This window comes from Phaeodactylibacter luteus (genome assembly GCF_007993045.1).
Taxonomy (GTDB): domain Bacteria; phylum Bacteroidota; class Bacteroidia; order Chitinophagales; family Saprospiraceae; genus Phaeodactylibacter; species Phaeodactylibacter luteus.
Map to the genome: position 1 here is coordinate 1 of NZ_VOOR01000070.1, position 23,225 is coordinate 23,225.

General features: G+C 55.5%; 20 protein-coding genes and 2 pseudogenes. 14 read left to right on the top strand and 8 right to left on the bottom strand.

The features are described 5' to 3' along the window. A pseudogene (locus FRY97_RS22475) lies at positions 1-1,744 on the top strand (hypothetical protein); the annotation flags it as partial. A 325-nt stretch (positions 1,745-2,069) separates the two neighbouring features. Here the strand turns inward: FRY97_RS22475 and FRY97_RS20040 are convergent. The 3 genes from FRY97_RS20040 to FRY97_RS20050 all read right to left on the bottom strand — a co-directional run bounded on the left by FRY97_RS20040 (position 2,070) and on the right by FRY97_RS20050 (position 5,130). Then, a complete protein-coding gene (locus FRY97_RS20040; protein WP_147169402.1) occupies positions 2,070-3,272 on the bottom strand; it encodes an aspartyl protease family protein in 1,203 nt (400 codons plus the stop codon). Between the two features lie 6 nt (positions 3,273-3,278). Continuing rightward, complete coding sequence (locus FRY97_RS20045; protein WP_170254776.1) at positions 3,279-4,478, bottom strand: glycosyl hydrolase family 18 protein; 1,200 nt, start codon at positions 4,476-4,478, stop codon at positions 3,279-3,281. A gap of 439 nt (positions 4,479-4,917) precedes the next feature. Beyond that, positions 4,918-5,130 (bottom strand): hypothetical protein, encoded by a 213-nt coding sequence (locus tag FRY97_RS20050; RefSeq protein ID WP_147169404.1) that lies wholly within the window; start codon positions 5,128-5,130, stop codon positions 4,918-4,920. A gap of 82 nt (positions 5,131-5,212) precedes the next feature. Here FRY97_RS20050 and FRY97_RS20055 point away from each other — a divergent pair, with 82 nt between their 5' ends. From FRY97_RS20055 to FRY97_RS20070, 4 genes are all read left to right on the top strand, one after another. Then, positions 5,213-5,686 (top strand): hypothetical protein, encoded by a 474-nt coding sequence (locus FRY97_RS20055; RefSeq protein WP_147169405.1) that lies wholly within the window; start codon positions 5,213-5,215, stop codon positions 5,684-5,686. Positions 5,687-5,815: 129 nt separating this feature from the next. Next, positions 5,816-6,631, top strand: a complete 816-nt coding sequence (locus tag FRY97_RS20060) for a hypothetical protein (RefSeq protein WP_147169406.1) — start codon at positions 5,816-5,818, stop codon at positions 6,629-6,631. 40 nt (positions 6,632-6,671) lie between these two features. After that, positions 6,672-7,631: an ABC transporter ATP-binding protein gene (locus FRY97_RS20065; protein ID WP_147169407.1), complete on the top strand. Its 960-nt coding sequence runs from the start codon at positions 6,672-6,674 to the stop codon at positions 7,629-7,631. Beyond that, on the top strand, positions 7,628-9,175 hold the full coding sequence (locus tag FRY97_RS20070) for an ABC transporter permease/substrate-binding protein (RefSeq protein ID WP_147169408.1): 1,548 nt from the start codon (positions 7,628-7,630) through the stop codon (positions 9,173-9,175). Before FRY97_RS20065 ends, FRY97_RS20070 begins: the two co-directional genes overlap by 4 nt. Positions 9,176-9,200: 25 nt before the next feature. Here the strand turns inward: FRY97_RS20070 and FRY97_RS20075 are convergent, their stop codons facing one another. After that, positions 9,201-10,916 (bottom strand): amidohydrolase, encoded by a 1,716-nt coding sequence (locus tag FRY97_RS20075; protein WP_147169409.1) that lies wholly within the window; start codon positions 10,914-10,916, stop codon positions 9,201-9,203. A 67-nt stretch (positions 10,917-10,983) separates the two neighbouring features. On the opposite strand from FRY97_RS20075, the gene FRY97_RS20080 reads away from it, so the two are divergent. From FRY97_RS20080 to FRY97_RS20100, 6 genes are all read left to right on the top strand, one after another. Continuing rightward, entirely contained in the window at positions 10,984-11,271 is a 288-nt protein-coding gene (locus FRY97_RS20080) for an HNH endonuclease (protein WP_147169410.1), read from the top strand. Between the two features lie 495 nt (positions 11,272-11,766). Further along, entirely contained in the window at positions 11,767-13,536 is a 1,770-nt protein-coding gene (locus FRY97_RS20085; protein ID WP_394349364.1) for a Xaa-Pro dipeptidyl-peptidase, read from the top strand. Positions 13,537-13,828: 292 nt separating this feature from the next. After that, positions 13,829-14,002, top strand: coding sequence for a hypothetical protein (locus FRY97_RS22480; RefSeq protein WP_170254778.1), 174 nt, complete (start codon positions 13,829-13,831; stop codon positions 14,000-14,002). 1 nt (position 14,003) lies between these two features. Next, complete coding sequence (locus FRY97_RS20090) at positions 14,004-14,459, top strand: GNAT family N-acetyltransferase (protein WP_147169412.1); 456 nt, start codon at positions 14,004-14,006, stop codon at positions 14,457-14,459. A 149-nt stretch (positions 14,460-14,608) separates the two neighbouring features. Continuing rightward, positions 14,609-15,076: an META domain-containing protein gene (locus FRY97_RS20095; RefSeq protein WP_147169413.1), complete on the top strand. Its 468-nt coding sequence runs from the start codon at positions 14,609-14,611 to the stop codon at positions 15,074-15,076. A 77-nt stretch (positions 15,077-15,153) separates the two neighbouring features. Further along, a complete protein-coding gene (locus tag FRY97_RS20100; protein ID WP_147169414.1) occupies positions 15,154-15,534 on the top strand; it encodes a nuclear transport factor 2 family protein in 381 nt (126 codons plus the stop codon). Between the two features lie 33 nt (positions 15,535-15,567). On the opposite strand, the gene FRY97_RS20105 is transcribed toward FRY97_RS20100, so the two are convergent. The 3 genes from FRY97_RS20105 to FRY97_RS20115 form a co-directional block, all read right to left on the bottom strand. Then, a complete protein-coding gene (locus FRY97_RS20105) occupies positions 15,568-16,095 on the bottom strand; it encodes a flavodoxin family protein (RefSeq protein ID WP_147169415.1) in 528 nt (175 codons plus the stop codon). Next, complete coding sequence (locus FRY97_RS20110; RefSeq protein ID WP_211356935.1) at positions 16,079-16,561, bottom strand: OsmC family protein; 483 nt, start codon at positions 16,559-16,561, stop codon at positions 16,079-16,081. Before FRY97_RS20110 ends, FRY97_RS20105 begins: the two co-directional genes overlap by 17 nt. A gap of 80 nt (positions 16,562-16,641) precedes the next feature. Further along, positions 16,642-18,858: a DUF4838 domain-containing protein gene (locus FRY97_RS20115; RefSeq protein ID WP_147169417.1), complete on the bottom strand. Its 2,217-nt coding sequence runs from the start codon at positions 18,856-18,858 to the stop codon at positions 16,642-16,644. Between the two features lie 346 nt (positions 18,859-19,204). Here FRY97_RS20115 and FRY97_RS20120 point away from each other — a divergent pair, with 346 nt between their 5' ends. The 3 genes from FRY97_RS20120 (at position 19,205) to FRY97_RS20130 (ending at position 22,059) form a co-directional block, all read left to right on the top strand. After that, complete coding sequence (locus FRY97_RS20120) at positions 19,205-19,957, top strand: class I SAM-dependent methyltransferase (protein WP_147169418.1); 753 nt, start codon at positions 19,205-19,207, stop codon at positions 19,955-19,957. 124 nt (positions 19,958-20,081) lie between these two features. After that, positions 20,082-20,936 carry an alpha/beta fold hydrolase gene (locus FRY97_RS20125; RefSeq protein WP_147169419.1) on the top strand — a complete coding sequence of 285 codons (855 nt, stop codon included), beginning with the start codon at positions 20,082-20,084 and terminating at the stop codon, positions 20,934-20,936. A gap of 85 nt (positions 20,937-21,021) precedes the next feature. Then, positions 21,022-22,059: an alpha/beta hydrolase gene (locus FRY97_RS20130; RefSeq protein WP_147169420.1), complete on the top strand. Its 1,038-nt coding sequence runs from the start codon at positions 21,022-21,024 to the stop codon at positions 22,057-22,059. A gap of 89 nt (positions 22,060-22,148) precedes the next feature. Here the strand turns inward: FRY97_RS20130 and FRY97_RS23155 are convergent. After that, a pseudogene (locus FRY97_RS23155) lies at positions 22,149-22,337 on the bottom strand (transposase); the annotation flags it as partial. Between the last annotated feature and the right edge of the window lie 888 nt (positions 22,338-23,225).

Consider the following 23,225-nt stretch of genomic DNA (forward strand, 5'->3'; position numbering starts at 1 on the left):
GGCGTTCGGCTGTGACATGGCCGGGCAGCATACCGTCTCCCTATCCCTGTCCGATGCAGCAGGCAACAGTGCCCAGTGCACCGCCAACGTCACCGTAGCGGACACCACCGCCCCGACAGCCCTCTGCCGCGACGCTACCGTATTCCTCAACGAGCAGGGCGAGGCGGCCCTTCCTGCAAGCCTCATCGACAACGGTTCTTACGACAACTGCGGGGTGCAAAACCTCAGCCTGTCCAGCCAGGCGTTCGGCTGTGACATGGCCGGGCAGCATACCGTCTCCCTATCCCTGTCCGATGCCGCAGGCAACAGCGCCCAGTGCACCGCCACCGTCACCGTAGCGGATACCACCGCCCCGACAGCCCTCTGCCGCGACGCCACCGTATTCCTCAACGAGCAGGGCGAGGCGGCCCTTCCTGCAAGCCTCATCGACAACGGCTCTTACGACAACTGCGGGGTGCAAAACGCCAGCCTGTCCAGCCAGGCGTTCGGCTGTGGCATGGCCGGGCAGCATACCGTCTCCCTATCCCTGTCAGATGCCGCAGGCAACAGCGCCCAGTGCACCGCCACCGTCACCGTGGCGGATACCACCGCCCCAGTACTACATTGCATAAACAAAACGGTATACCTGCAACCCGATGGCCTCTATACCATTCAGCCAAGCGACTTGTGGGATGAGAGCCAATCTTCTGACAATTGCAGCCTACTGCCCCCCTCCTATCCGGAGACTATTTTCACTTGTAATGACCTTAATGAGACCAAGGCCATAACGGTGACAGCCACAGATGAAGCAGGCAATAGCAGCCATTGCAGTGCTATAGTACAGATCGAAATGGGGCAATCTTTACCCGCTGAGTGGCAAGCCCATGATATTGGCACGCATCACGGAGAGAGCCACTACAGCTATAACCCCTGCACAGCTACGTTCTATGCTTCCAGCTACGGCCTAAACCGCATATTTGGCACAACCGATCAGACCGGCAATATCCTGCAGGAGCTCTGCGGAGATGGACAGATAACGGTGCGCATACCTGAGCTCTTGCAGGGCTATGCCGGGCTTACGCTCAGGGAATCAGAAGAGGAAAGCGCCAAGGCGGTCTCAATCTTCACCAATGGGGCCAACCATATCCGCCGTGAAGTCCGCACCCTAGCCAATGGCAACAAGCACTCCGCTATAATGATTGCCCTTTCGCCCAAATGGCTAAGAATTTCCCGGCATGGGCACCTTATCCGGATCTGGTACAGCACCAACGGGCAACAATTCATCCTCGCCTCTCAAATTTCCTTAGCAGCCACCGAGTGCATGCAGATAGGTATGAGCCTTTTCTCCATTCAGCCATTCCAAGCTGTAGAAGCATGGTTCGACCAAGTTGAGGTAGTGGGAGGCCCTGCCAGCGCTTTGCAATCTTCATCCTACCGCGGCATACTGGAGCAGCCAGCCATCAAACAAGAGATTGAGGACTTTTTGCCCTTGGCTCCTGCTCAATCACTGAGCGCGGATACCCGGCAAGATGTAGGGTATCTGATTTTCCCTAATCCGGCAGTATCGTACTTCACTCTTCAAGGAGAGTTATTGCAGGCGGGCGGGCAGGCCGTGCTCATTGATGCAAGTGGGCAAGCATTAGACCAAAGGGCGCTCCCCAATGGCACAGAGCAGATCCTTTGGCCAGTAGAACATCTGCCCTCAGGCACCTATTGGATAAAGACTGCAGCAGGAGCTGCCGGGCCTTTGATCATAAAACACTGATTTTGTAAAGACATTTAATCAGCCGCTGCGCTTGGCTCTTTGCTGCGCTTCAACTGTATACCTACCTATTCCCAAAAATTGGGCTAAGCACTACAGGGCGCAAACCAGGTTACCGTTTTGGGGCCTGCCCCTGCCTGACGGGCAGGTGCCGCTATGCTGCGGGGCTCGCTATCCGCTCGGCCCTGCCGGGCTTGCCACCCCTCCGCAGCGCTAGTCCGGTGCCGTGGCAGTGCCAAATTTTGGTTTTTGCCCATACTACACTTTAGGTACTTCTAATGGCAGAAAGGGCGGAAGCAGAAGAAGAGCTGCTTTCCCCTTTCTTTTTTCAACGCTTCAACTTCCGGGCTTCGCCATAAATGTCTACCGCATTCAGGCGCAGGGCGATATCTCCCTCGCCCTCCCTTTCGAAGCCTAGCGAGACCGGGCCATCGCCTTCCCTAAACTGCTCCAACAGCCAGCAAAAGTCTGCATGGCCCACCCGTTCCCCGTCCACTTTAACCAGGCGGTCGCCAAGTTGTAGGCCAGCGTCCACTGCAGGGGAAGGATATACCAGTTTGCTGACCACCAGCCCATCCTCTTCGGGCGTCACCGAAAACCCCATGCCTCTCCAAGTCTGTACGACCTCCCCTCTGGGCTCTAGGTACAGCATATTCGCCCTCCAATCGATGGTGACACGAAAGTGCCGGAGCAGTTCCGTACCCAGCAGGTGGCTTCCGCCCCGCTTCACCCTCAAGAACACCGCAGCCGCCACTGTATCCCCTTGTGTGGTGAAAAGGCCGGGCATCTCACGGTACCAAACGGAATCCATAGCGGCTCCGTATAGCCCTACCCCAGCTATGCCATCGGTGTACACCTCTGCTTTTTTAATCCACTCTTCCGGAAAAAGGCTGCGCTCCAGTGTCAAGCCATTGCCAGAACCAAAATCAAGGGTTACATCTGCTATGGACAGGCTGTCGCCTATGCGGAGGTCAATGATAGGAGTACCCTGCGCTTTGGTCCGGAAAGGGATCTGCAATGCCGACTCCGGCACAGGCAGGTTCTCCAGCTGATCGGTTACCAGCAGCCGCTCTCTCTCGTAGTCAAACTGCCAGTAGGCGCGCTTCATCAGGTTGGCGCCAAGCAAGCCATCGATTTCCAGGCAGTTGAAAACAGGGATAGTGCGCAGGGGCGAAATCAATGCCGGCTGATTGCGGAAATCGAGCCCCCCTATCTTAAGGTGCTTAATGCGCGTGCGGTTGATGCGGTCCCTGCGCCCGTAGGCGTCCTGGGCTGTACCGTATTTCCGGACAGGCAAATTGAGCGCTTCCACCGCGCCTTCGTCAATTATCGTAGGCGCGCCCGTGTCCAATAAGAAAGTAAGCGGCCGGCCATCTGCTTCAACATCCAAAAAAATGAGGCCATTAACCAGCCGGACAGGGATTTCCTCGATGAATTGCTCTTGTTTCAAGCTGCCAGTATCCCATAGCTGTGAAGAGGCGCAGCCCGTCAGCACCAACAGAAAGGGCACAGCCCAAAGCTTGTATGCCATAAATGATTAGGGTTTTACCAACTTAATAGACCGCTGGACACCGCCAGATTGTAAATTGAGGACATATAAGCCGGCAGGAAGATTCAGGGTTGGGTACTGATAATCTGTGCCAGGCTGAATGATAGCCGCTGCCAACGGGCGGCCGCTGCTATCGAACAGCCGGCCAAGCAGCACCTCAGGACCAGGGTTTTCTACGATCAGCGCTGCGCCAAGGGGGTTGGGGTAAGCACGGGCAGCAAGCGGCAGTTCGTCCTCGGCCTGGGTCACCCCGTTTACCGTTTCATCTATGGCACGCAATAAGGACAAGTCTGAAAAATCGTCCTGCCCAAGCTCCCAGATCATTATGCCGCCAAGCTGCGACAGCGCAAGCTCTGTTTTATCGACGATGGTGGGGATCCCATTATAGTAGACCTGATCAACCTGATCCGCCCACGCATTAGCGGGGTCCCACCCCACAATGGTAGCATACCGGGCACTGCTCACCGGAGATGTGCCAAAATTGTACCCATAAAAAGGCACCCCGAGCGTGAGCTGTGGCTTGGGCACCCCCTGCCCTTGCCAGTAAAACATGGAGTTGAGCGCGAAAGAGTAGGGCGAGTGCGGGCCAGGATTGTTGGGGTCCCAAGAGCCGGTAAGGTCATAGGCCATCATATTGACCCAATCGAAAGCCGCTAAGGCTTCTTCGCTGATATCTGGGTAGCGGTAAGTACCGGGCAGGGCGGCCGTCAAGGGCAGCCCGTGTGCATCCATTGAGTCCCTAAGCTCCAGTACAAAAGGGCTATATTTTTCATTCACATGGCTCCATTCAAGGTCAAAATCGACTCCATCAAATGAGTTTTCAGCCACGTAAACCATAATCTGGTGGATAAAGGCAGAGCGGTTTTCCGGCAGCATCAAATGTTCCCAGGCAGCCTCCCACGCTGGGGTAAGCGCCCCGCCCGCAAGGGAAATGAACACCTCTGCCCCTGCCTGATGTGCTGCCTCAATGACTGGCGTGGGGTCTTGCCCGTCAAGGCTCAGCTGCCCCGACATATCTGGGTTGGCGAACGCCAAGTTGACATGCGTCAGGCGCTCGTACTCAATTTGGCTATTGTAAGCAAACCGGTAGTACGGCAGGTAGCCAATGACTTTGAAATCATTAGTTTGGGCCATCGCAGGGCCCAAGGCCAGGCACAGAAAAAAGCTAAGCAGTAGATTCTTCTTCAAAATTGTTTTTTTTTGGGTTTTGGAAAATTGCATAAGGACAGGATAGGCTACTTGCGAGGCACTCCCTGCCACCCTACATCGGTTGGGCGTGAACCAAACTGTCGCAGGTGTTTATGCTTTTCGGGCTTTAGCCTGGCACTGGCCTAGCGCTGCGCAGGGGTGGCCGAAGGCCAGACCCGACGCCTGTAGGGCGAGGGGCCGAGCGGATAGCGAGCCCCGTAGCATAGCGGCACCTGCCATCGGGCAGGGGCAGGCCCCCATCCTTGCGGCAATCTGGTTTGCGCCCCATCGGTTCTAGCCCTGCCCATAAGACAAAGCGGCCAACTGCTACTGCACACTGAGCAGGCATTGGCTCCGCAAAGCGCCACTTCGCCCAACAGCCAACTAAAATGCAGAATACTACACAAAAAAACAAATATTATTTCACGCCAATGCCTTTTTATGGAATACGCTTCAACAGAAGCCGGATAAGGAGTATCCAGGGCAGCCCATGAAAAGCCAAGTCGAACCAGTCTAAGGGGCCCATACCGACTGCGCCGCCGCGCACCCATTTGATTTTGCCCCAGATGTGAGGCTCAGGGAAAAATGGGGCAAGCCCGAGGGTAAGGCAAAGTATAGCCACGAATTTCCAGTCGTTTATTGCTTTGAGCATAGCAGGTATTTTTTACTTTCGTCTTTGCTCTGCAAGGTAAGCAATCCCATTAGCCTCTTATGTGATAAAAATCTCCAAACTCATGCCCAGCCGAACACCGCCGGATGCCCTCAGCCTGCTCCTCCAATTACAGCGAGCCTTACGGGAAAAGCCAGGGCAGACCCTCTCTGAGTGGTGGGGAAGTTTATCCAGCACCCCCGCTGCCGAAGCAGAGCTGCTTACCCCCAGCCTGCTGCAGCAGCACCTGTACAGCCAGATTGCACGCCCCTGGGAGCGGCTCAAAAGGGACAAGCCCAAAAAGGCTGTCCTCAAAAAAATACCTGCTACGGATTGGGCCGCCTTCGAAATCGTCAACCTCCACCCGCACCTTTCCCGAAAGCCCATGACACTGAGCTTTGTGCTCGAGCTGTTGCGCAATGCCATCAGCCACGATAAAGTGCGCTGGGACAAAGAACTGAACGCCACCTTCAGCGATTGGGACAACAACAAGCTCCGCTTTTCCATGGAGGAGATCCAGCGTTTCATCGCGGCATTCCGGGCGTTCCGCAAAGGCTGACCACCGTCCGTTCGTGGCACAGCCTGGCCGTTTCGTCGTTTTTGACCGCCCAATCGCCCCATATTCTGCGCTGGCTCTGGCTAAATTGGTAACTTTAAGCCTGCTTTGCCACCTGAAGAACCACCTGCCATGATCAATTGGAGAGACATCGACTACAAAGAACAGGCCGAACAATTCCGCTTTGCGGTCTCCTCCTTCCCCGATGCCGCCCAGTTTATTGTGAAAGAAAAAGTCTGGGAAGGCTTCTGGAAATACGGTTGGTTTTCGCGCATCCTGACCTTGGCTGCCATCCTGATAGGGCTCAACATGATCAACAACGTCTTTGAGTTTTTCTCTACCCTGCGCAATGGGCTAAGCGAAATGTCTATCTCGGGCATCGGCACCTTCGCCCAGACCGCTTTTGAGAGCAGCTATGCTTTCCTGACCGGCAGTGGCTCCCGTTTTTTCATGCTGGCCTTGTTGGAGGTCATCATTTTCCATGCTTCCCGCCGCACCCTGCACATTATCGCGGGCAAAGAGAGCAACGCGTCCTTCAACGACTTTGTGCACGCACAGGTGCGCATGCTCGTTGTAAGCGGATATGCCTGGGGGATGACACTGGGGCTCGCCATACCCGTCAAGATATTCTTCGGCATTTTTGAAGGGGCGGCTTTCCTAAAGATGCCCGTACTCTTCCTCATCGAAGCCTATTTCATGGGCTTCTCCATAGTAGACAACTACCAAGAGCAATATGGCTTGTCTATCAAACAAAGTGCAAAATACGCACAGCGCTACCTCGCCATCAACCTCGCCATCGGAATTGTCGTCCGGGTCCTGTTTTGGGTACCAATAGCCGGCCCGGTTTTTGCCCCGCTGCTTGCCGCAGTGGCTGCAACAATGGTCATGCACCAAGAAACTCCACTGAAGACTGAGGCAGAAGCGATGGCAGCAACGCAGCCCAGCTGACCCCTATTCCTTATCTTAGGGCCAACCTCACATCCTCAACATGATTGAAGCCCGACAGCTGCACAAAACATTTGGAACATTTACCGCCGTGGAGCGCCTTTCCTTCCGGGTACTGGCCGGGGAGAGCCTGATGCTCATTGGCCCAAGCGGCTGCGGCAAAACCACTACCCTGAAAATGCTCAATGGCCTGATTGCCCCTACTTCAGGGGAAGTGTGGATTGAAGGCCAGCCTTTACATGGGCAAGACATGGTGCAGCTGCGCCGCAGGATGGGCTATGTGATCCAGGATATTGGCCTGTTCCCGCACTATTCTGTTGCGGAGAACGTTGGGGTCGTCCCCCGCCTGTTGGGGTGGCCCTCCGGCAAAATCAAAAAACGCTGTGCCATGCTCTTAGAGCAACTTGGGCTGCCGCCTGGCGCTTTCGCCCAAAAAAAACCGCACGAGCTCAGCGGGGGGCAACAGCAAAGGGTTGGGATTGCCCGAGCCCTGGCCGCTGACCCGCCCATCATCCTAATGGACGAGCCTTTTGGCGCCCTAGACCCTTTGACCAGGCAGCAGATCCGGCGCGACTTCCGGCAGCTCGAAGCCCTGCGGCAAAAGACGGTCGTGATGGTGACCCATGACATTGAAGAGGCCTTTGAAATGGGCACCCACATAGCCGTCTTGAACCAAGGCCGGATGGCCGACCTGAGCGCCCCCGAGCAGCTCCTACAGGGCCCGGTCAGTGATTTCACAGCAGCTTTCCTCGAAGAGAAAGCCCCACAGCTCGAATTCCAGGCACTGAGGCTAGAGCAGTTTCTGAGCGAGCTGCCCCGCTCCCTGCCTGGGGTTAAGCCCGAAGACTGCCTCCAAGCCCCGGCCTCTACTCCCCTACTGCGCGCGCTGCACCGGCTTGCCAAATCTGGCCGCCCTGCGCTTTGCCTTACGGCCCATGAAAAGCGCTACTTTGCAACAGCCGATGGCCTGCTCCGCCTTTTCCAAAACCACCTAAGATCATGATGACACTCCTTGCGTTCCTAGAGGACAACCGGGCTAAATTAGGCGAGCAGATCCTCGAGCACATTGGGCTTACCTTTTTCTCTTTGCTCCTAGCGGCCATTATCGCCATCCCTTCGGGCATTGCCATTAGCCAGAGGCCCAGGCTTTCTGCCGCTGTCCTTGGCACAGCCGGGGTGCTTCAGACCATCCCCAGCATTGCCTTATTGGGCTTTTTGATCCCCATCTTGGGCATAGGCGTAAAGCCAGCAGTATTCGCCCTTTTCCTTTACGCCCTGCTGCCTATTGTCCGCAATACCTATACGGGGATTACCGGGGTGCCCCATCCGGTAAAGGAAGCCGCCACAGGTATTGGGCTGTCGCCCAAACAGCGCCTCTGGCAAGTGGAGCTGCCGCTGGCCTTGCCCGTTATTTTTGCAGGGCTGCGCACTGCTACCGTCATCAATGTGGGCGTTGCCACCCTCGCCGCATATATTGGCGCAGGAGGGCTGGGGGAGTTCATCTTTGGCGGCATCGCCCTCAATAATGCGGCCATGATCATGGCTGGCGCACTGCCCGCTGCCCTCCTTGCCATCGTATTCGACCAACTGCTGGCCCTGCTGCAGCGTTTGGGCCGGCCAACCCTGCACAAGCAAAGATGGCTGCTCTTGCTCGCCCTGACAGTGCTCTCCTCTGCCTACTTTTGGCCACAAGCCTATCAGCCCGGATGGAAAGGTGGGTTCCCCCCTGAGTTTGCCGGAAGGCCAGACGGGCTAGCCAAAATAACAGCCGCCTATGAGCTGGATTTCAACACGACCATCCTCAATAATGCGCTGATGTACAAAGCAGTAGCAGAGGGGGAAGTCGATGTCATCAGCGGATATGCCACCGACGGGCGGGTGGAAGCCTACGATTTAGCCGTCCTACAAGACGACAGGAATGCCTTCCCGCCTTACTTCTGCGCCCCTCTTGCCCGGGCTGGGTTTGCAGAAGAGTACCCTGAAGCAGTAGAAGCCCTGCAACTGCTTGCTGGCCGCATCAACGATTCCCTAATGACAGCCCTCAATTATCAGGTAGACATTGAGGGGCAGCCACCGGAAGATGTGGCCGGAAGCTACCTGAAACGCGCAGGGCTTTGGCGGCCCGACCAGCAATCTGGAGGCCCAAAGGTCATCATCGGTTCCAAAATATTTGGCGAGCAGTACATCCTCGCCTCTCTGTTCAGCCAATTGATCAATGGCTACACCAACTTAGATGTAGACACCCGGCCCGGGCTCGGGGGCACTAAGATTTGCTTCGACGCCCTTCTCAACGGAGAAATCGACCTTTACCCAGAGTACACCGGCACTGGGCTTCAGGTGCTCTTGTCCCCTCCTTCAGACACCCTTCGGGAGATCCTCTCAGACCCTGTAGCCGTATATGGCTACGTGAGCAGGGAGTTTGCACGGCAATACGCACTGCAATGGCTTAGCCCTATAGGCTTCAACAATACTTACGCGCTGATGATGAGGCGGGAGCAGGCTGAAGCGCTCGGCATCCGGAGAATCAGTGATTTACGGGAAGATTGAGCAGGGCACACCTGCTCCGCCCTCTTTATTCCGCCCGGTACTTCACCTTCCCATCCACCATTGTTATTAATACAGCCGCCTCGAGGATTTCCTCGTCCGAGCACTTGAGCAGGTTTTTGGAAAGCACCACCAAGTCGGCAGCTTTGCCCGGCTGCAAAGAGCCTTTGAAGCCTTCCTCAAACCCCGCATAAGCATTGCCCAGGGTGTATGAATGGATAGCCTCCGCCCGAGTCATGCGCTGTTCGGGAAAAAACTCAAGCCCAGTATCCGCCCTTTTCCGGGTTACGGAAGCATAAAAGCTGGCCAGAGGGTCTACATCCTCTACCGGCGCATCGGTCCCATTGGCTATGATCACCCCTTCATCCAAGAGGCTGCGCCATGGGTAAGCACCGAGGCGGGAGCGGGCTTCGCCCAAGCGTTTCTCTACAAAAGGGGCATCAGAAGTACAATGTATGCCCTGCATAGAAGCGATGACCCCGAGTTCCCGAAACCGGGGGATATCTGTAGTATCCAGGTGCTGTGCGTGTTCGATCCGCCAGCGCAGGCCGGCTTGCTCAGGGTGGGCTTTCATCTGCTCCTCATAAATATTGAGCACCACCCGGTTGGCCCGGTCGCCTATGGCGTGCACGCACATTTGCATGCCATGCTCCATGGCGAGGGATGCGATGTTTTTCACTTCTGGTATAGGCGTTGTATTTTGGCCCGTGAAGCCTTTTTTGTCATTGTAGGCCCGCAGCAGCCAAGCGCCAAATGCGCCCAATGCACCATCAACCTCCGACTTAATGGCCCGGCAAGTATAGAAATGGTTGCCCTTGTCCAATATAGGGAAGCCCTCCAGATTGCCCTTCATCTCCTCGTAGCTATGGCGGAGCATAGACCAAAGGCGAAGGTCTAGCTCTCCAGCTTCTGCCAGCTGTGTGTAGCGGTCAGCCTCAAAGTATTTGGTGCCTGCATCCTGAAAGGAAGTAATGCCTTTTCTCAGGCACTCCTCTTCGGCCAGCTCCACAGCCCGGAACCACTCTTTGGCTTTTTCCTCCTCGGAAAGCCCTTCCCGGTACTCATCGTAAGCCGCGTTGATGAGGTTCATGGCCCGCTCCTCAAAAACGCCAATAGCCTCTCCCCGAGAATCGCGCACCACTTCCCCACCGGTAGGGTTTGGAGTCTCTGCGCTTACCCCGGCCAGCTCCATGGCTTTGGCATTGGCAAAAAGCGAATGCCCGCTAGCATGGCGGAGCATGACCGGGTTGTTAGGGGAAACCGCGCTGAGCTCATCGTGGTAGGGGTAGCCCAAAACAGAGCGTTCTGGCACTTGCGACCATTTTTCCTGGTGCCATCCTCTGCCGATGATCCATTCGCCAGGTGCGGCACCTTCGGCTGCTGCAGCGACTTCGGCAACGATCTCCTCCCAGCTTTTCGAATTCAGGAAATTGAGGTTGATGAGGCTGTAGCCCAAACCGGAAAAATGGCCATGGCCCTCAATAAAACCGGGCATCAAGAACTGCCCGTTCAGGTCTTCCATTACGGTACTGTCCCCGCGGTAAGCCATGACATCCGCTTCCTTGCCCACTGCAAGGATACGCCCCCCCTTCAGTGCGATAGCCTCTGCTGTAGGGTTGAGGGTATCTACTGTATAAATGTCGGCATTAAAAAAAATGGTGTCGGCCTGCTCTGTCAGTTCCGGAGCACTGCCACAGCTCAACATTACTGCCGGCAATAGCGCCAGCCAAAAAAACTTCTTCATACTAATCTGGTTATGGTTGGTACATTTCCAAAGGTAAGGCATAGCGCCCGAACGGCAAGCTCAGAACATGGACAATCAAAGGTGCCCCCTATGCGGGCGTGAACTCGGCAGCCCTGCACAGACCTCCCGCCACCATCTTATCCCGAAGTCGGAAGGAGGCGGGCCAGAAGATATGGTGGAACTGCACAATATCTGCCACCAGAAAATACATTCCCTCTTTTCCGAGCGGGAGCTGAAGGATTATTACCACTCCATCGCCCGCCTGCATGAGCACGAGGACATACAAAAATTTGTGCGCTGGGTGCGTAGGAAGCACCCCGACTTTTATCAGTACAACCGGCGCAAAAAACGCTAAAACAGTGCACAGGAGGGCTGGCCCCGCTGCCAATACCCCCCAAACTACTGCCCGGGCGCAAACCAGATTGCCTTTTTTGCCGGAGGCTGCCGGAAAGATGGGGCCTGCCCCTGCCCAATGGCAGGTGCCGCTATGCTCCGGGGCTCGCTATCCGCTCGGCCCTATCGGGCTTGCCACCCCTTCGCAGCGCTAGGCCAATGCCAGGCTAGGGCCCGAAAAGTATCAACGCCTGCGGCATTTTGGTCCACGCCCCTACTGTACTGTACAACACTCATTGCCCCTTGCCATAGCTGTTGCCCCCTTTACAGTAGCAGCACAGCCCCTTGCCACAGGCGAGGTTGCTGGCCGGGAGCTTCACCATTCCCTACCGCTCAAAGCCAATATTTAACAAAAGAAAAAAGTATCTTTCAAAAAAAATCTCTGCCGATGCGTTTTGATCGACCTTTTGCCAGGCTCACCCTGGCGCTCCTTGTTCTGGCCCAAGCCTATACTGCCATGGCCCAAGGCACACCTGTAGGCCCTGTTTTCAAAGACGGGGAAGCCCAAGTTGTACCAGCCTTTGAAGACTCCGACACCTGGATCCGCCATGACCTCTGGGTAGAAACAGACTTTGACACGGATGGCGATGGAAAGCCAGACCGCATGCACGTCTCCGTCACCCGCCCAGCCCAAACGGAGGAAGGGCTGAAACTGCCTATCGTCTACGTTACCAGCCCTTATTTCGCAGGGGTAGCCCCAGATGTGCCCGGCTTGTTTTGGGATGTCCGGCACGAACTGGGGGAGCTGGCAGGAGAGCGTGCCCATCCGGAGGTTGACCGCCGGGTAGAGCGCCCGGTCATCTCCAACTCCCACATTAAAGACTGGGTGCCCCGAGGGTATATCGTAGTGCATTCTTCTTCGCCCGGCACAGGGCTTTCGCAAGGCGCCCCTACAGTGGGCGGGGACAATGAATCTCTTGCACCAAAGGCCGTCATCGACTGGCTGTGCGGAAGGGCAAAAGGCTACACCTCAATCGATGGGCAAGAAACGGTAGAGGCCTACTGGTCTACTGGAAAGGTGGGCATGACAGGCACTTCCTACAACGGCACCCTGCCCCTTGCAGCAGCGACTACGGGAGTGGAAGGGCTTGAGGCCATCATCCCCATTGCGCCCAACACTTCTTACTACCACTATTACCGTTCCAACGGTTTGGTGCGCTCCCCGGGCGGATACTTGGGCGAGGATATCGATGTGCTGTACGATTTTATCCACAGCGGCAATGAAGAACGGCGGGCTTATAACAATGCCACAGTGCGCGACGGGGAGCTCGTGCCCGGGATGGACCGCCGCACCGGCGACTATAACGACTTCTGGGCTGGCAGAGACTATCTGAACGACATGGGCCCTATGAAAGCCGCCCTGCTGATGTCTCATGGGTTCAACGATTGGAATGTGATGCCTGAGCACAGCTACCGCATTTACCACGCAGCCCGGGAAAAAGGGCTGCCTGCGCAAATTTACTACCATCAGTTTGGGCACGGCGGCCCGCCGCCGATGCGCATGATGAACCGCTGGTTTACCCGTTACCTGCACGGGGTGGAAAATGGCGTAGAAGAAGAAGCCCGGGCTTGGATTGTCCGGGAGCGAGATGACCCGCAAAACCCTACAGCTTACCCAGACTATCCCCACCCTGAAGCCCAGCCGGTCACCTTATACCTACAAGGTGGATCACCTGGCAGGGGTATGCTGTCAACAGATAGCAAAGGCCCAAAAGTCAAAGAGATCTTAATCGACAACTACTCTTTTGACGGGGCTGCCCTGGCCAAAGCGGAAATCACCAACCACCGGCTTATTTACCTGAGCCCAGAGCTGACAGAAGACATCCACCTTTCCGGCATACCGGAAATTACGGTCCGCATGAGCAGCAACAAGGCAGCAGCGAACCTTTCCGTGTGGCTCGTGGCCCTGCCTTGGGAAGAAGGCAGGCGCTCGCGCATTACCGACAACATCATCACCCGCGGCTGGGCTGACCCCCAAAACCACCGCTCTCTGAGCGAAAGCGAGCCGCTGAAGCCCGGGGAATTCTATACTGTGCGTTTCCCACTGCAGCCCGACGATCAGGTCATCCCTGCCGGGCAACAAATTGGGCTGATGATTTTTTCAAGCGACAAAGAGTTCACCCTTCAGCCTGCGCCGGGCACAGCCCTGACGGTAGACCTTAGGGGCACACAGCTTACCCTTCCTATCGTTGGGGGCGAAGCAGCTTGGAAAGCTGCTACCCGCTAGCGAGGCACTGGGCAGATGAGGCGCGCTCAGTGTGCGTGCCCCATTGTGCCGCCTTCTTGTCAGGCGTAAACGAAAATGTCGCTAGCGTTTAGCCTTGTCGGCTTTGGGGTGGAGCCGGCCTAGCGCTGCGCAGGGGTGGCAAGCCTGATAAGGCCGAGCGGACAGCGAGCCCCGTAGCATAGCGGCTCCTGCCCTGTGGCAGGGGCAGGCCCCCATCCTTGCGGAAGGGGCAGGCAAAAAAAAACGACAATCTGGTTTGCGCCTTTCTTGTCCAGTTAAAACTGCTCCTCAGATGAATAAAACCTATCTCATCCTGCTTGTTTTAGGATTGATAACCACCGCTGTTAGCGTTTACCAAGCGCTGAGCGGGAAGCCTTTTGCCGATTACTGGGACGGGCTGGTATTGGGCATCATATTGACTGGTGCCGCCTACTTTCAAAAAGAGAACGATCAAAAAGAAACATGATATGGCCCACGCCCTGCACGATTGGAACATTCAGATTTTGTACCCTGCTGATTTCAAAGAGGTATTGGCGGTCTGGGAAGCCGCTGTTAGGGCTACCCATGATTTTTTGCCAGCATCGGCCATCGAAACCTTCAAGCCCCTCATCCTCAATGAGTACTTGCACATGGTAGATCTTAGAGGGGCAAGATCACCTTCGGGAGCGCTCATGGGCTTTCTGGGCGCAGCAGAAGACAGCCTGGAAATGCTGTTCCTCCACCCCTGCTACTTTGGGCAAGGGCTGGGCCGGGCTTTAGTTCAATTCGCAATTGAAGCGCTGGGCGTTGCCAAAGTGGACGTCAATGAGCAGAACAAGGGCGCTGTCGGCTTTTACCTGCATCTGGGCTTTAAGGTAGTGGGGCGGTCGCCCTTGGATGCACAAGGGAACCCTTACCCTATCCTCCACCTGAAGCTCAGTTGACGGGCACCTTGCTACACCGCTTACGCACGGCCGGGGACCCTGTTCCTGCGCATTCCCAGAAGAGACCGGCCGATACTGCCCTCGACACCCATAGATTAGAGCAGGAGCTTGTAAAAACCGCTGTTTGGCACTATCTTTCTTAAAAAAAGATGCTGAACCTAATTTGCCGTTTGCTGGCACTCCTCCCTTTTTTGGCCTTGGCCAGTTGTTCGCCTACAAAAGCGGCCACTGCCGAAGCAGCCACTGAGCCAGCGCAGGTTTCCTTGCCCGGCCACCGTTGGGAAATCATAGAAGTCATGGGCAAAGACATCACGGCTATGCGCCTGCAGGCCACTCCTTTTTTACAATTCTCTACTGAGGCAGAAGGCTTCCGCCTAAGCGGCAGTGATGGCTGCAACAACCTCATGGGGAGCTACGATATGGGCGACCATGGCACTATCTCTTTCGGGCAAATGGCGTTCACCCGGAAAGCCTGCCCAGAAAACGGCGACATCAATGCGCCACTTGTAGAAGCCTTGCAAAAGGCCACTAACTTCACCCTGAGCCAAGACGGGCAACAGCTGCAGCTGCACCGGGGCAAAATGGCCCCTTTTGTCCGGCTGAGGTTACCAAAGTAAAACTGACGATGAACTTGAAGGCCCTGCCTACACTGGCTCTCCTCCTTAGCTTGTACACTTTGCCAAGTTGCAACCCTATGCAAAAACAACATCAACGAAGCGTTGAACAATACATCCGTGCCTATAACCAATTTGACATAGAGGGCATGCTGGCCCTGCTCCACCCGGATATCGTTTTTCAAAACATCTCCGAAGGGGAAGTCAGCCTGGAAACGAAAGGGATAGCAGCCTTCCGCAAACAAGCGGAAGAAGCTCAAACCTTTTTCAGCGAACGAGAACAAACGGTGACCAGCTGGTCCTTTCGCCAGGATACGGTCATAGTAGGCATCCGCTACCGTGCGGTATTGGCCAAGGACCTGCCCAACGGGCTAAGGCATGGAGACCCCTTACAGCTAGACGGGGTGTCTGAGTTTGTTTTTGAAGGGGATAAGATCATCCGCCTGACCGACAGGTCCTGAAGCCGAGGTACAGCGCAAACCACGAGGCTGTGCCTACCTGCGGCCCAACTGCAGTGGGAAGCCCGTTTGCTGTAGGAAGCGGCTCAAGGTGATTGAGCTGGTGGCGCCTGGCTCGGTATGCAAGCCGCCTTTAAACGACATGCCCAAGTATTGGGCGGTGGAAGAGAAAGGCAGCCAAAAAGCATCGCCGAGGTGGTCGCCATTGGAGACGGTAGCTACGGATAGCGCTTTCCCCCTCAACTGCCGCCCCAAGCCCTTTTCGATTGTCAGCAGATCGGTCAGGCGGTCGAAGAAGACTTTCATCGGGGCGCTCATGGCGTACCAGTAAACCGGGGTAGCCATCAGCCAATGCTCATAGCCGCCTATGAGCATTTCCATCAAAGGGCGGAAATCATCATTAGCGCTGTAGCTGTGCGCATAATCGTAGAAACCTATGTGGTAATTGCTTAGATCAACCACAGGGCAAGCGGACAGAGCCGCAAGATCGGCGGCCAGCCTGGCAGCATTGCCATCGTTGCGTGCACTGCCTAGAATGATGATGCCTTTAGCTGCCCTGTTCATCAGCTAGAAGGATGACGGGTTCGCAATGTACCGGGAAGTTGCAGGAATTGGCGATAAAGCACAAACTGTGGGCCCGGTCATGCAGGGCCTGTGCTTGGGCTAAGGCGCTGCTTTCCAAGATACTGACTTTTGGCTGTAGCCTGACCCACTCGAAATGCCCGCCCCCATCTTTGGTTTCAGCCATGAGCCCTGAGGCGTCATCTTCGTAAGCCGTGACTGTGATGCCAGCTTCAGCGCAAAGGTGCAGGTACCACAGCTTATGACAGGATGAAAGGGCTGCTACCAGCATTTCTTCGGGGTTGTACTTCTCTGTGCTGCCCCTGAACGCTGGGTCTGCACTCCCCTGAAAAACAGGTTTGCCGGGAGCTCGGACTTCAAAATCGCGGCTGTAAGCCTTGTAGCTCTGAGTCCCAACGCCCAGGTTGCCGGCCCATTTTAGGTGGATGGTATAACGATGCTGTCTCATGAGGCTCAAGGTACAAGATTTTGTATACATGGGGAGCGGGCCCTGCTTCTACGCGCACCTCCACCTAAAGCGTTGGATGGTCAGCGGACGATTACTTCATCCAAAAAGAACCAGGCAGGGTAGCCGACCCCATAATGCCAGGGAGGGCAGACTTTCACTCCTTCCACCTCCACGCGGATGTAGCGCGCAGCTACCGGGCGTGCGCTTTCAACTTTTACCCCGACAAACTTAACCTCCCGGGAGCGGTCTTCTGCCAGCGCTTTTTTGCCGAAAGGCAGAAAATCCGTTCCATCCGCAGAATAGCTATAGGTTACACTTTTGGGCAGCAGGATCCAAGCGCCCAGCTGATGCAGGAAGTCCGCCTCTACGCTACGGACTTGTACCGCTTTGCCAAGGTCGATGACAAAGCTGCCGTCTACGCCTTCCCATCCTACCCACGAATCTCCAAAAGTAGTGCCGCCGAACAGCTCATCGGTCAGGGCGGCCTCCCCTTTTTCCTGGTACGCTGGAGCGGGGGGGACCTCCCATGCCACTTCCGCCCCTTTTGCCAAATTGCCCGACGGCTTGGAAAGGTAGCGCTCGCGGTACAGCTGCACGTAGTCCTGTGGGCGGTTGCTCCGCTCGTTCAGGGTCTTTACCTCAAAGCGGATGCACCTTGCCAGGAAGGTATCCAACTGTTGCTCCAAGGCAGGGGCATACAGGCTGCTGTCCGTACGAGCGATCTCCAAGCGGGCGTACTGTAGGGGCAGGCGCGACCGCCGGACACGCTCCAGGACTTCAGGCTGAGCAGCCACGGCAGCTTCAGCCTTATCGAACAGCGCTATGTAGCGGGCCATAAGCCGGGGCCGGAGCATGCCATTTTTATGGGTGACCGGTGTATCGTAGATCCACAGTGGTGTATCGGCGCTCAACAAGGCCGCCTCGAGCATTTTCTGGTATTGGTACAAAAACGGGGCCGCGGGGCCATAGTAGCCCTGCATAAAGGTTTGCATCAGGCTGTCCGCATCCTGGTAGGGGTCCCAAAGAAGGCGGGCGAGCATGAAGGCGCGCAGTTCGGAAAAATCTTCCCCCCGCTTGCCGCCCACCTGTGCGAAGTGCATGCGCACATTATGCTGATGGAAGAGCGCCATATTGGGCTGAAGGACATGGAAATTTGGGAAAGGGGCCACCAAGTTGTCAAAGTTGATACCATAATCCCAGACAAAGAGGTTGTCCGATATTTCAGCCCAGCCCTTCAGCGCTTCGGCAAACTCCTGCCCGCTTTTGCTCTCGGTAAGGGGCACTTCGCGCATAGCGTCTATGCTGCACAGCATGATATTGACGTTCTCCCGTGGGCGGGCATACTTGGGGGGCGGCATACTGTACAGGTAGGCCAGGGTAGAGATCACCTTATCGGGAAAGCGCTCCGCCAGCTGATTGACAAAGTAGATCAGCGTGCCGGAGGGGCTGCCCTCCCGCTCATCGATAGCTGCACAGGACGGGCAGGTACAATAGGTGAAGTTGCCATCGTTCTGGCTGACAGAAATCATCTGCTGGCCGGGATGGGCTTTGAAAATAGAATCGAGGCGAAGGCTCGCCTTTTCCAGCACTTCCGGATTGGTGAGGCACCATTGGCTGGCTTTGCCCGGGCGCCGCTCTCCGTTGATAAAGGAATAGTACTCGGGGTGGCTTTCGCCAAACTCTTCAGCGGGCAGGATGCGGTCGAAAGTGTGCACCCAGAGCTGCCCTGCGAAAGCGTCGCCGGGGGACTCCAGGCGGAACCAATCTTGGTAAACCGGGTCTTCATTGCCGTAGCTGAAGGTTTGGCGATGAGCAAAAGCAGGGTGTTCTACTTGGAAGATATCAGGCAGCTGTATGTCAGTATGTTTGGGCAAATGATAAACCCCTTTTGCCCAGTACGCCATGCCCCAATACTCATCGAGCAGCGTCAGGGCGGCATAAATAGTGCCTTTGCCCGGCCCGCCCAAGATACGGAGCCGTCCGTCTTGAGTACTGATCAAAAAGCCATCCTCTTTTAAGCTGACAGCCGGTTGCCAGCTGTTGAGCTGGAAAGCACCGATGAGCACATCGTTGGGCCGGGGGGCGCCAGCGTGGTGGTGCTGCAGCAGGGGCAGCTTTGCTCCGCTGCTTTCTAGTATGAAGCGCTGCAAATAGACAGCAGCAAGGCTATCTGAGGAGTTGCCATTATCTACAATGATCCGGCTCTGCGGCAGGCTCCTGCTGACTAGCGTGACCTGTGCTGGCAAATAATGGGCTGCGGCCAAAAGGCACAGCCAAGGGCAAATCATCCTGAACATAGGTGAGTGTTTTTTTTGATTTGCCAAGCTATTGAGCAAGCGGAAAATAGAGAATTTCCATGATTTGGCCACCTGTAATAGCGAAAAGAATGCGCTCTCCCAGCCCAAAACACATTCAGCAGAGCATGACCGAGCAGGATTGGCCTAGCGCTGCGGAGGGGTGGCAAGCCCGGCAGGGCCGAGCGGACAGCGAGCCCCGCAGCATAGCGGCACCTGCCCTCAGGCAGGGGCAGGCCCCATCCCTACAATTTGATTTGTGCTGAAATACGACCGTACTTTGAACATCACTTATTTCGATAAACCTTTACCAATTGATTAGACTTTGCGTTTTTTTGCAAAAAAAAGAATGGACAACCTAGAATTGCTCATCGACTTCCATAAAAACGCAGAACGGCAAGGCCCGGGCAGCGATACCGATACCCTTTTGGCCGTTTCAATATCCCGTCTGGACAAGGAGCAGCCCTTGCGCATTGCCGATATCGGCTGCGGCACGGGGGCACAGACGCTAGCCTTGGCGCGGCATACCAACTGGCATGTTACTGGTGTAGACTTATTCCCAGCGTTTTTGCAGTCCCTGCAAGAGCAGGCACAGCAGGAAGGCCTATCCGCCCAGGTCAGCACTCTGGAAGCTTCAATGGACGCCCTCGAAAAGCAAGGGGAAGGCTGGGATGCCATCTGGTCTGAAGGTGCCATCTACAATATAGGTTTCCGCAAAGGGCTGCAGCTTTGGCGGCCATTGCTCAAGCCCCACGGGGTCATCGCAGTATCTGAACTGACTTGGACAGCGCCCGATCAGCCGGAGGAGATCCGGCAACATTGGCAGGAAGCTTACCCGGAGGTGGGCACAGTATGCGAAAAGCTTGCTGTACTGGAAGAAGAGGGCTTTCAGGTAGTTGGGCACTTTTGCCTCCCGCCCTCTTCTTGGGAAGACACCTATTATAAGCCTATGGAGGAGCGGTTTGCCCCTTTCCTGGAACAGCATGGGCATAGCGCGGAAGCGCTCAGCCTAGTGGAAGGCGAGCGCCGGGAAATTGAGCTGTACCGCAAATATCAGCACTATATCAGCTATGGCTACTATATAGCTCAGAGAAAGGGCTAGCCCGGTTGGTCCGGATTTTCATTTTGGAACGATGCCCACTGAGCAATAGGCCAAATTTGTGCCAGCACGACGGAGCCTCTGGCCAGCCGCACCGTCGACACTTAACCTGAACAACTGCTGACACATGAGCATCAATCAGCTTGCGGGCCATAGCCTGTTCGAGGCCCTTTACCAGGAAAAACTGGACCGCCTCCCCCTGCCCTTTGAGTCATTCCGGATGGAGACTTCCTTTGGGGCCACCCACGTCCTACTGGCCGGCCCGGCGGCGGCTACGCCACTGATCCTGCTGCACGGTGCCAACAGCTGTGCAGCTGATGTCCTGCTGCTGTTCAAAGGGCTGGCCCGGCATTTCCGGGTGGCCGCCGCCGACATCGTAGGCGAGCCCAACCTGAGCGCCCCTGCCAAGCCCAACCGGCTCGACCTGTCGTACGGGCATTGGCTGTACGAGCTCATGATGCGGATGCACATGCAGGAGGCCATTTTTGCAGGGGTTGGGCTTGGGGCCTTTGCGGCACTGAAGCTGGCACAGCTTGCACCTGCTGCGGCGATGAAGCTCTATTGCGTGCACCCTTCCGGGCTGGTGAACGGCAGGCGGCACCAGCTCTATACCAGCCTTTTGCTGCCCCTCGCATTACAGCGGCTGAGCGGCCGCCCCTTGCTTTTGAAACGCATGGCCCGCAGCCTGTACACTGCTCCTACAGCGGCTGATCTGCAGTGGTGGGCCATGTTGCAGCGCCACCGCCCGGTGGATACGGCGCCCCTACCTTTGTTTGAGGCCGGCGATTTCGAATTGGTACAAAACCCTGTCTATTGTTTCGGTAGCCGGGGCGACATCATCTCCCCCGGGCCGCCCTTGCTGAAGCGGGCAAATGCAATATTCCCCAGCCTGGCAGGCACCCTCCTGTCCGAGCAGGAGAAGCATTACCCTAGCCCTCAGCTCGCCCAGCAGCTAGCACAGTTCATTTGGGAAACCCGCTAAATCTCAAATCATCCATCCTTCATACTTTTAGTGTGTTATATTAACGCATTGATCAAAACAGGCTCCGGCCCTAATCCTTTTCGACATGCAAAACCAACTACTCGCTATTTTCATGGCATTGACAGCCTCCCTGCCTATATGCCAGGCCCAGGAGGCTACCCACCCCTATCAATTACAGTCAGATGTTGTTTGGGCAAGCCCCGGTGGTTTCGACCTTACAATGGACATTTACACCCCACAGACCGGCAAGAGCGCTTACCCGGTCTTAGTCATTTTCCACGGCGGCGGGTGGCTCATCAACAACAAATCCATCATGGACGATATGTCTGCCTACGTAGCCGGCCATGGGGAATACGTGGTGTGCAACGTCAATTACCGCCTATTGGGCGATCAGGGCAATACGGTGACCATGGACGCGATAATTGGGGATGTATTTGGGGCAGTACTTTGGGTTAAGGACCACATTTCAGCCTATCAAGGCGACCCGGGGCAGCTGATCGTCACCGGGGACAGCGCAGGCGGGCACCTATCTGCTTGCGTGGTGATGATGGGCGATCAGCTGAGCTCGTCGGGCTTTGCGGAAGCGCCTATCGGTTTTCTGCCCACCTACCTGCCCGAAGGCATAACGGCTGAAGCTGTGGCTGCTGCTAAGGGGCTGGAAGTACAGGCTGCGGTCATCAGTTATGGCGCTTTCGACATCTACCAATCCTGTACCGTTGGCGGTTTTGAAAAGCCCTCCAACATCTTCTGGCAGCTTGGCGGAGCAACGCCCAGGGGGATTTTCGGGGATGCCTACAATCCGGCCAGCCATTCAGAACGGTACAAAGCCGTTTCCCCTTTGTACCATATTCCGGACACCTCAGCGCGCGCCTTGCCGCCCATGCTCTTCACAGTGGGCAGTGAAGACAATCTGACCACGCCAAGATCGGTGAACACATTCGTGGAGAAAGTCCGGGCAGCGGGGCATGAAGCCGAATACTGGGTACACGAAGGCCGCCCGCATGCGTTTATGGACAGCGGCAGCAACCCTTTCCTAAAAATCAATTTTGAGGAGGATGCCATCCCTGCTTTGGAAGTCATCTTATCATTTTTAGACCAAATCTTTCATCCTGCTCAAGATTAAGGATAAGAAGATGTTTTCCAGTGTTTTAAATCAACCCTGATCAAGAAAAGCCGCTTAAGTACTGAGGCAGGGCAATCGCAAAGTAAGTCCTAACCTGCTAACACCTTGAAAAGGTACTCGTCATTCCATCCGGCCTTTTTTCGCTTAGCCTTGATGCCGACTTTCGCACTTGTCTCTTTTTTCAGCAAATTGAGGGCATAGTGGCGCACGAGGTTTTGATTGACAGCGGCGTTGCCTTTCCTTGTCCGGTTATCGTCTTCTCCAAACGCGACATCCAAATTGAATAATTCCCCCTTATGTTTTTGGAAAGCCCCTGCTTGGCCGGGGCTTTATTTTTACCGCTCCAAGCGCTTATCTAAAGGCTCGGGGAGTGCTGCTGAACGGGCAGGCAACCAAGATGTCGCAGGTGTTTAAGCTTTTCGGGCTTTAGGCTGGCATTGGCCTAGCGCTGCGCAGGGGTGGCAAGCCCGATAGGGCCGAGCGGATAGCGAGCCCCGTAGCATAGCGGCACCTGCCTGCGGGCAGGGGCAGGCCCCTCATCCCGCAAAGCAGGCTGGGCAGGCAAAACCGGCAATATGGTTTGTGCCCAAGTGGGATGTGGTCAAGCGGCTTTTGATTGCCCGATAGGCAATTAAATATTGTAAAAGAAACCTGCAAAGATGCTGGTCTTCTGATAGCCGGTTTCTATTGAGTTTTTTAGACAGAACTCGCGATCCAGCCTCAATCAAAAAGCCAAACGAACGCTTCTGAAACCTTGTTTGAATTAAATTTTAGTTTGATCATAAAATATATCAAGGAAGGTTTTACCTTGCTTAGCAGAAGTCTCAAGAATCTGCTTGATGGGGCTCTTTCTCCAAGAAAACGTCCAAAACCTCTCCATTAAGTCATACGGTTTGGTAAACGAATCATTCTCTTGGCCGAGAAAAGTGGTTTTCGTTTACCCTGATTAATAGTAGATTTTATTAAAGTAAATTTCATTTGCCCCTGAATTGCCTTTTTCGCCAGCTCTGTATCACACGCCTGCCTGCCGAAGTATCGACACGCAGGCAGGTCCTTACCTTCGTAGCTAGACGAAGAAAGAGAATAAAAGGGCTCCCTTTCTGAAGCCGAGGTTCCGGGCATTCTTTGATCTGGCAAAAAATCCTAATCCATGGTCTATACAAGCA

Coding starts and splice junctions, on each gene's coding strand:
- FRY97_RS20040 (WP_147169402.1), bottom strand. CDS start 3,272: ATGGCATACAAGCTTTGGGCTGTGCCCTTTCTGTTGGTGCTGACGGGC.
- FRY97_RS20065 (WP_147169407.1), top strand. CDS start 6,672: ATGATTGAAGCCCGACAGCTGCACAAAACATTTGGAACATTTACCGCC.
- FRY97_RS20115 (WP_147169417.1), bottom strand. CDS start 18,858: ATGTTCAGGATGATTTGCCCTTGGCTGTGCCTTTTGGCCGCAGCCCAT.
- FRY97_RS20125 (WP_147169419.1), top strand. CDS start 20,082: ATGAGCATCAATCAGCTTGCGGGCCATAGCCTGTTCGAGGCCCTTTAC.
- FRY97_RS20070 (WP_147169408.1), top strand. CDS start 7,628: ATGATGACACTCCTTGCGTTCCTAGAGGACAACCGGGCTAAATTAGGC.
- FRY97_RS20105 (WP_147169415.1), bottom strand. CDS start 16,095: ATGAACAGGGCAGCTAAAGGCATCATCATTCTAGGCAGTGCACGCAAC.
- FRY97_RS22480 (WP_170254778.1), top strand. CDS start 13,829: ATGAATAAAACCTATCTCATCCTGCTTGTTTTAGGATTGATAACCACC.
- FRY97_RS20050 (WP_147169404.1), bottom strand. CDS start 5,130: ATGCTCAAAGCAATAAACGACTGGAAATTCGTGGCTATACTTTGCCTT.
- FRY97_RS20085 (WP_394349364.1), top strand. CDS start 11,767: ATGGCCCAAGGCACACCTGTAGGCCCTGTTTTCAAAGACGGGGAAGCC.
- FRY97_RS20130 (WP_147169420.1), top strand. CDS start 21,022: ATGCAAAACCAACTACTCGCTATTTTCATGGCATTGACAGCCTCCCTG.
- FRY97_RS20095 (WP_147169413.1), top strand. CDS start 14,609: ATGCTGAACCTAATTTGCCGTTTGCTGGCACTCCTCCCTTTTTTGGCC.
- FRY97_RS20110 (WP_211356935.1), bottom strand. CDS start 16,561: ATGAGACAGCATCGTTATACCATCCACCTAAAATGGGCCGGCAACCTG.
- FRY97_RS20060 (WP_147169406.1), top strand. CDS start 5,816: ATGATCAATTGGAGAGACATCGACTACAAAGAACAGGCCGAACAATTC.
- FRY97_RS20055 (WP_147169405.1), top strand. CDS start 5,213: ATGCCCAGCCGAACACCGCCGGATGCCCTCAGCCTGCTCCTCCAATTA.
- FRY97_RS20080 (WP_147169410.1), top strand. CDS start 10,984: ATGGACAATCAAAGGTGCCCCCTATGCGGGCGTGAACTCGGCAGCCCT.
- FRY97_RS20100 (WP_147169414.1), top strand. CDS start 15,154: ATGCAAAAACAACATCAACGAAGCGTTGAACAATACATCCGTGCCTAT.
- FRY97_RS20090 (WP_147169412.1), top strand. CDS start 14,004: ATGGCCCACGCCCTGCACGATTGGAACATTCAGATTTTGTACCCTGCT.
- FRY97_RS20075 (WP_147169409.1), bottom strand. CDS start 10,916: ATGAAGAAGTTTTTTTGGCTGGCGCTATTGCCGGCAGTAATGTTGAGC.
- FRY97_RS20120 (WP_147169418.1), top strand. CDS start 19,205: ATGGACAACCTAGAATTGCTCATCGACTTCCATAAAAACGCAGAACGG.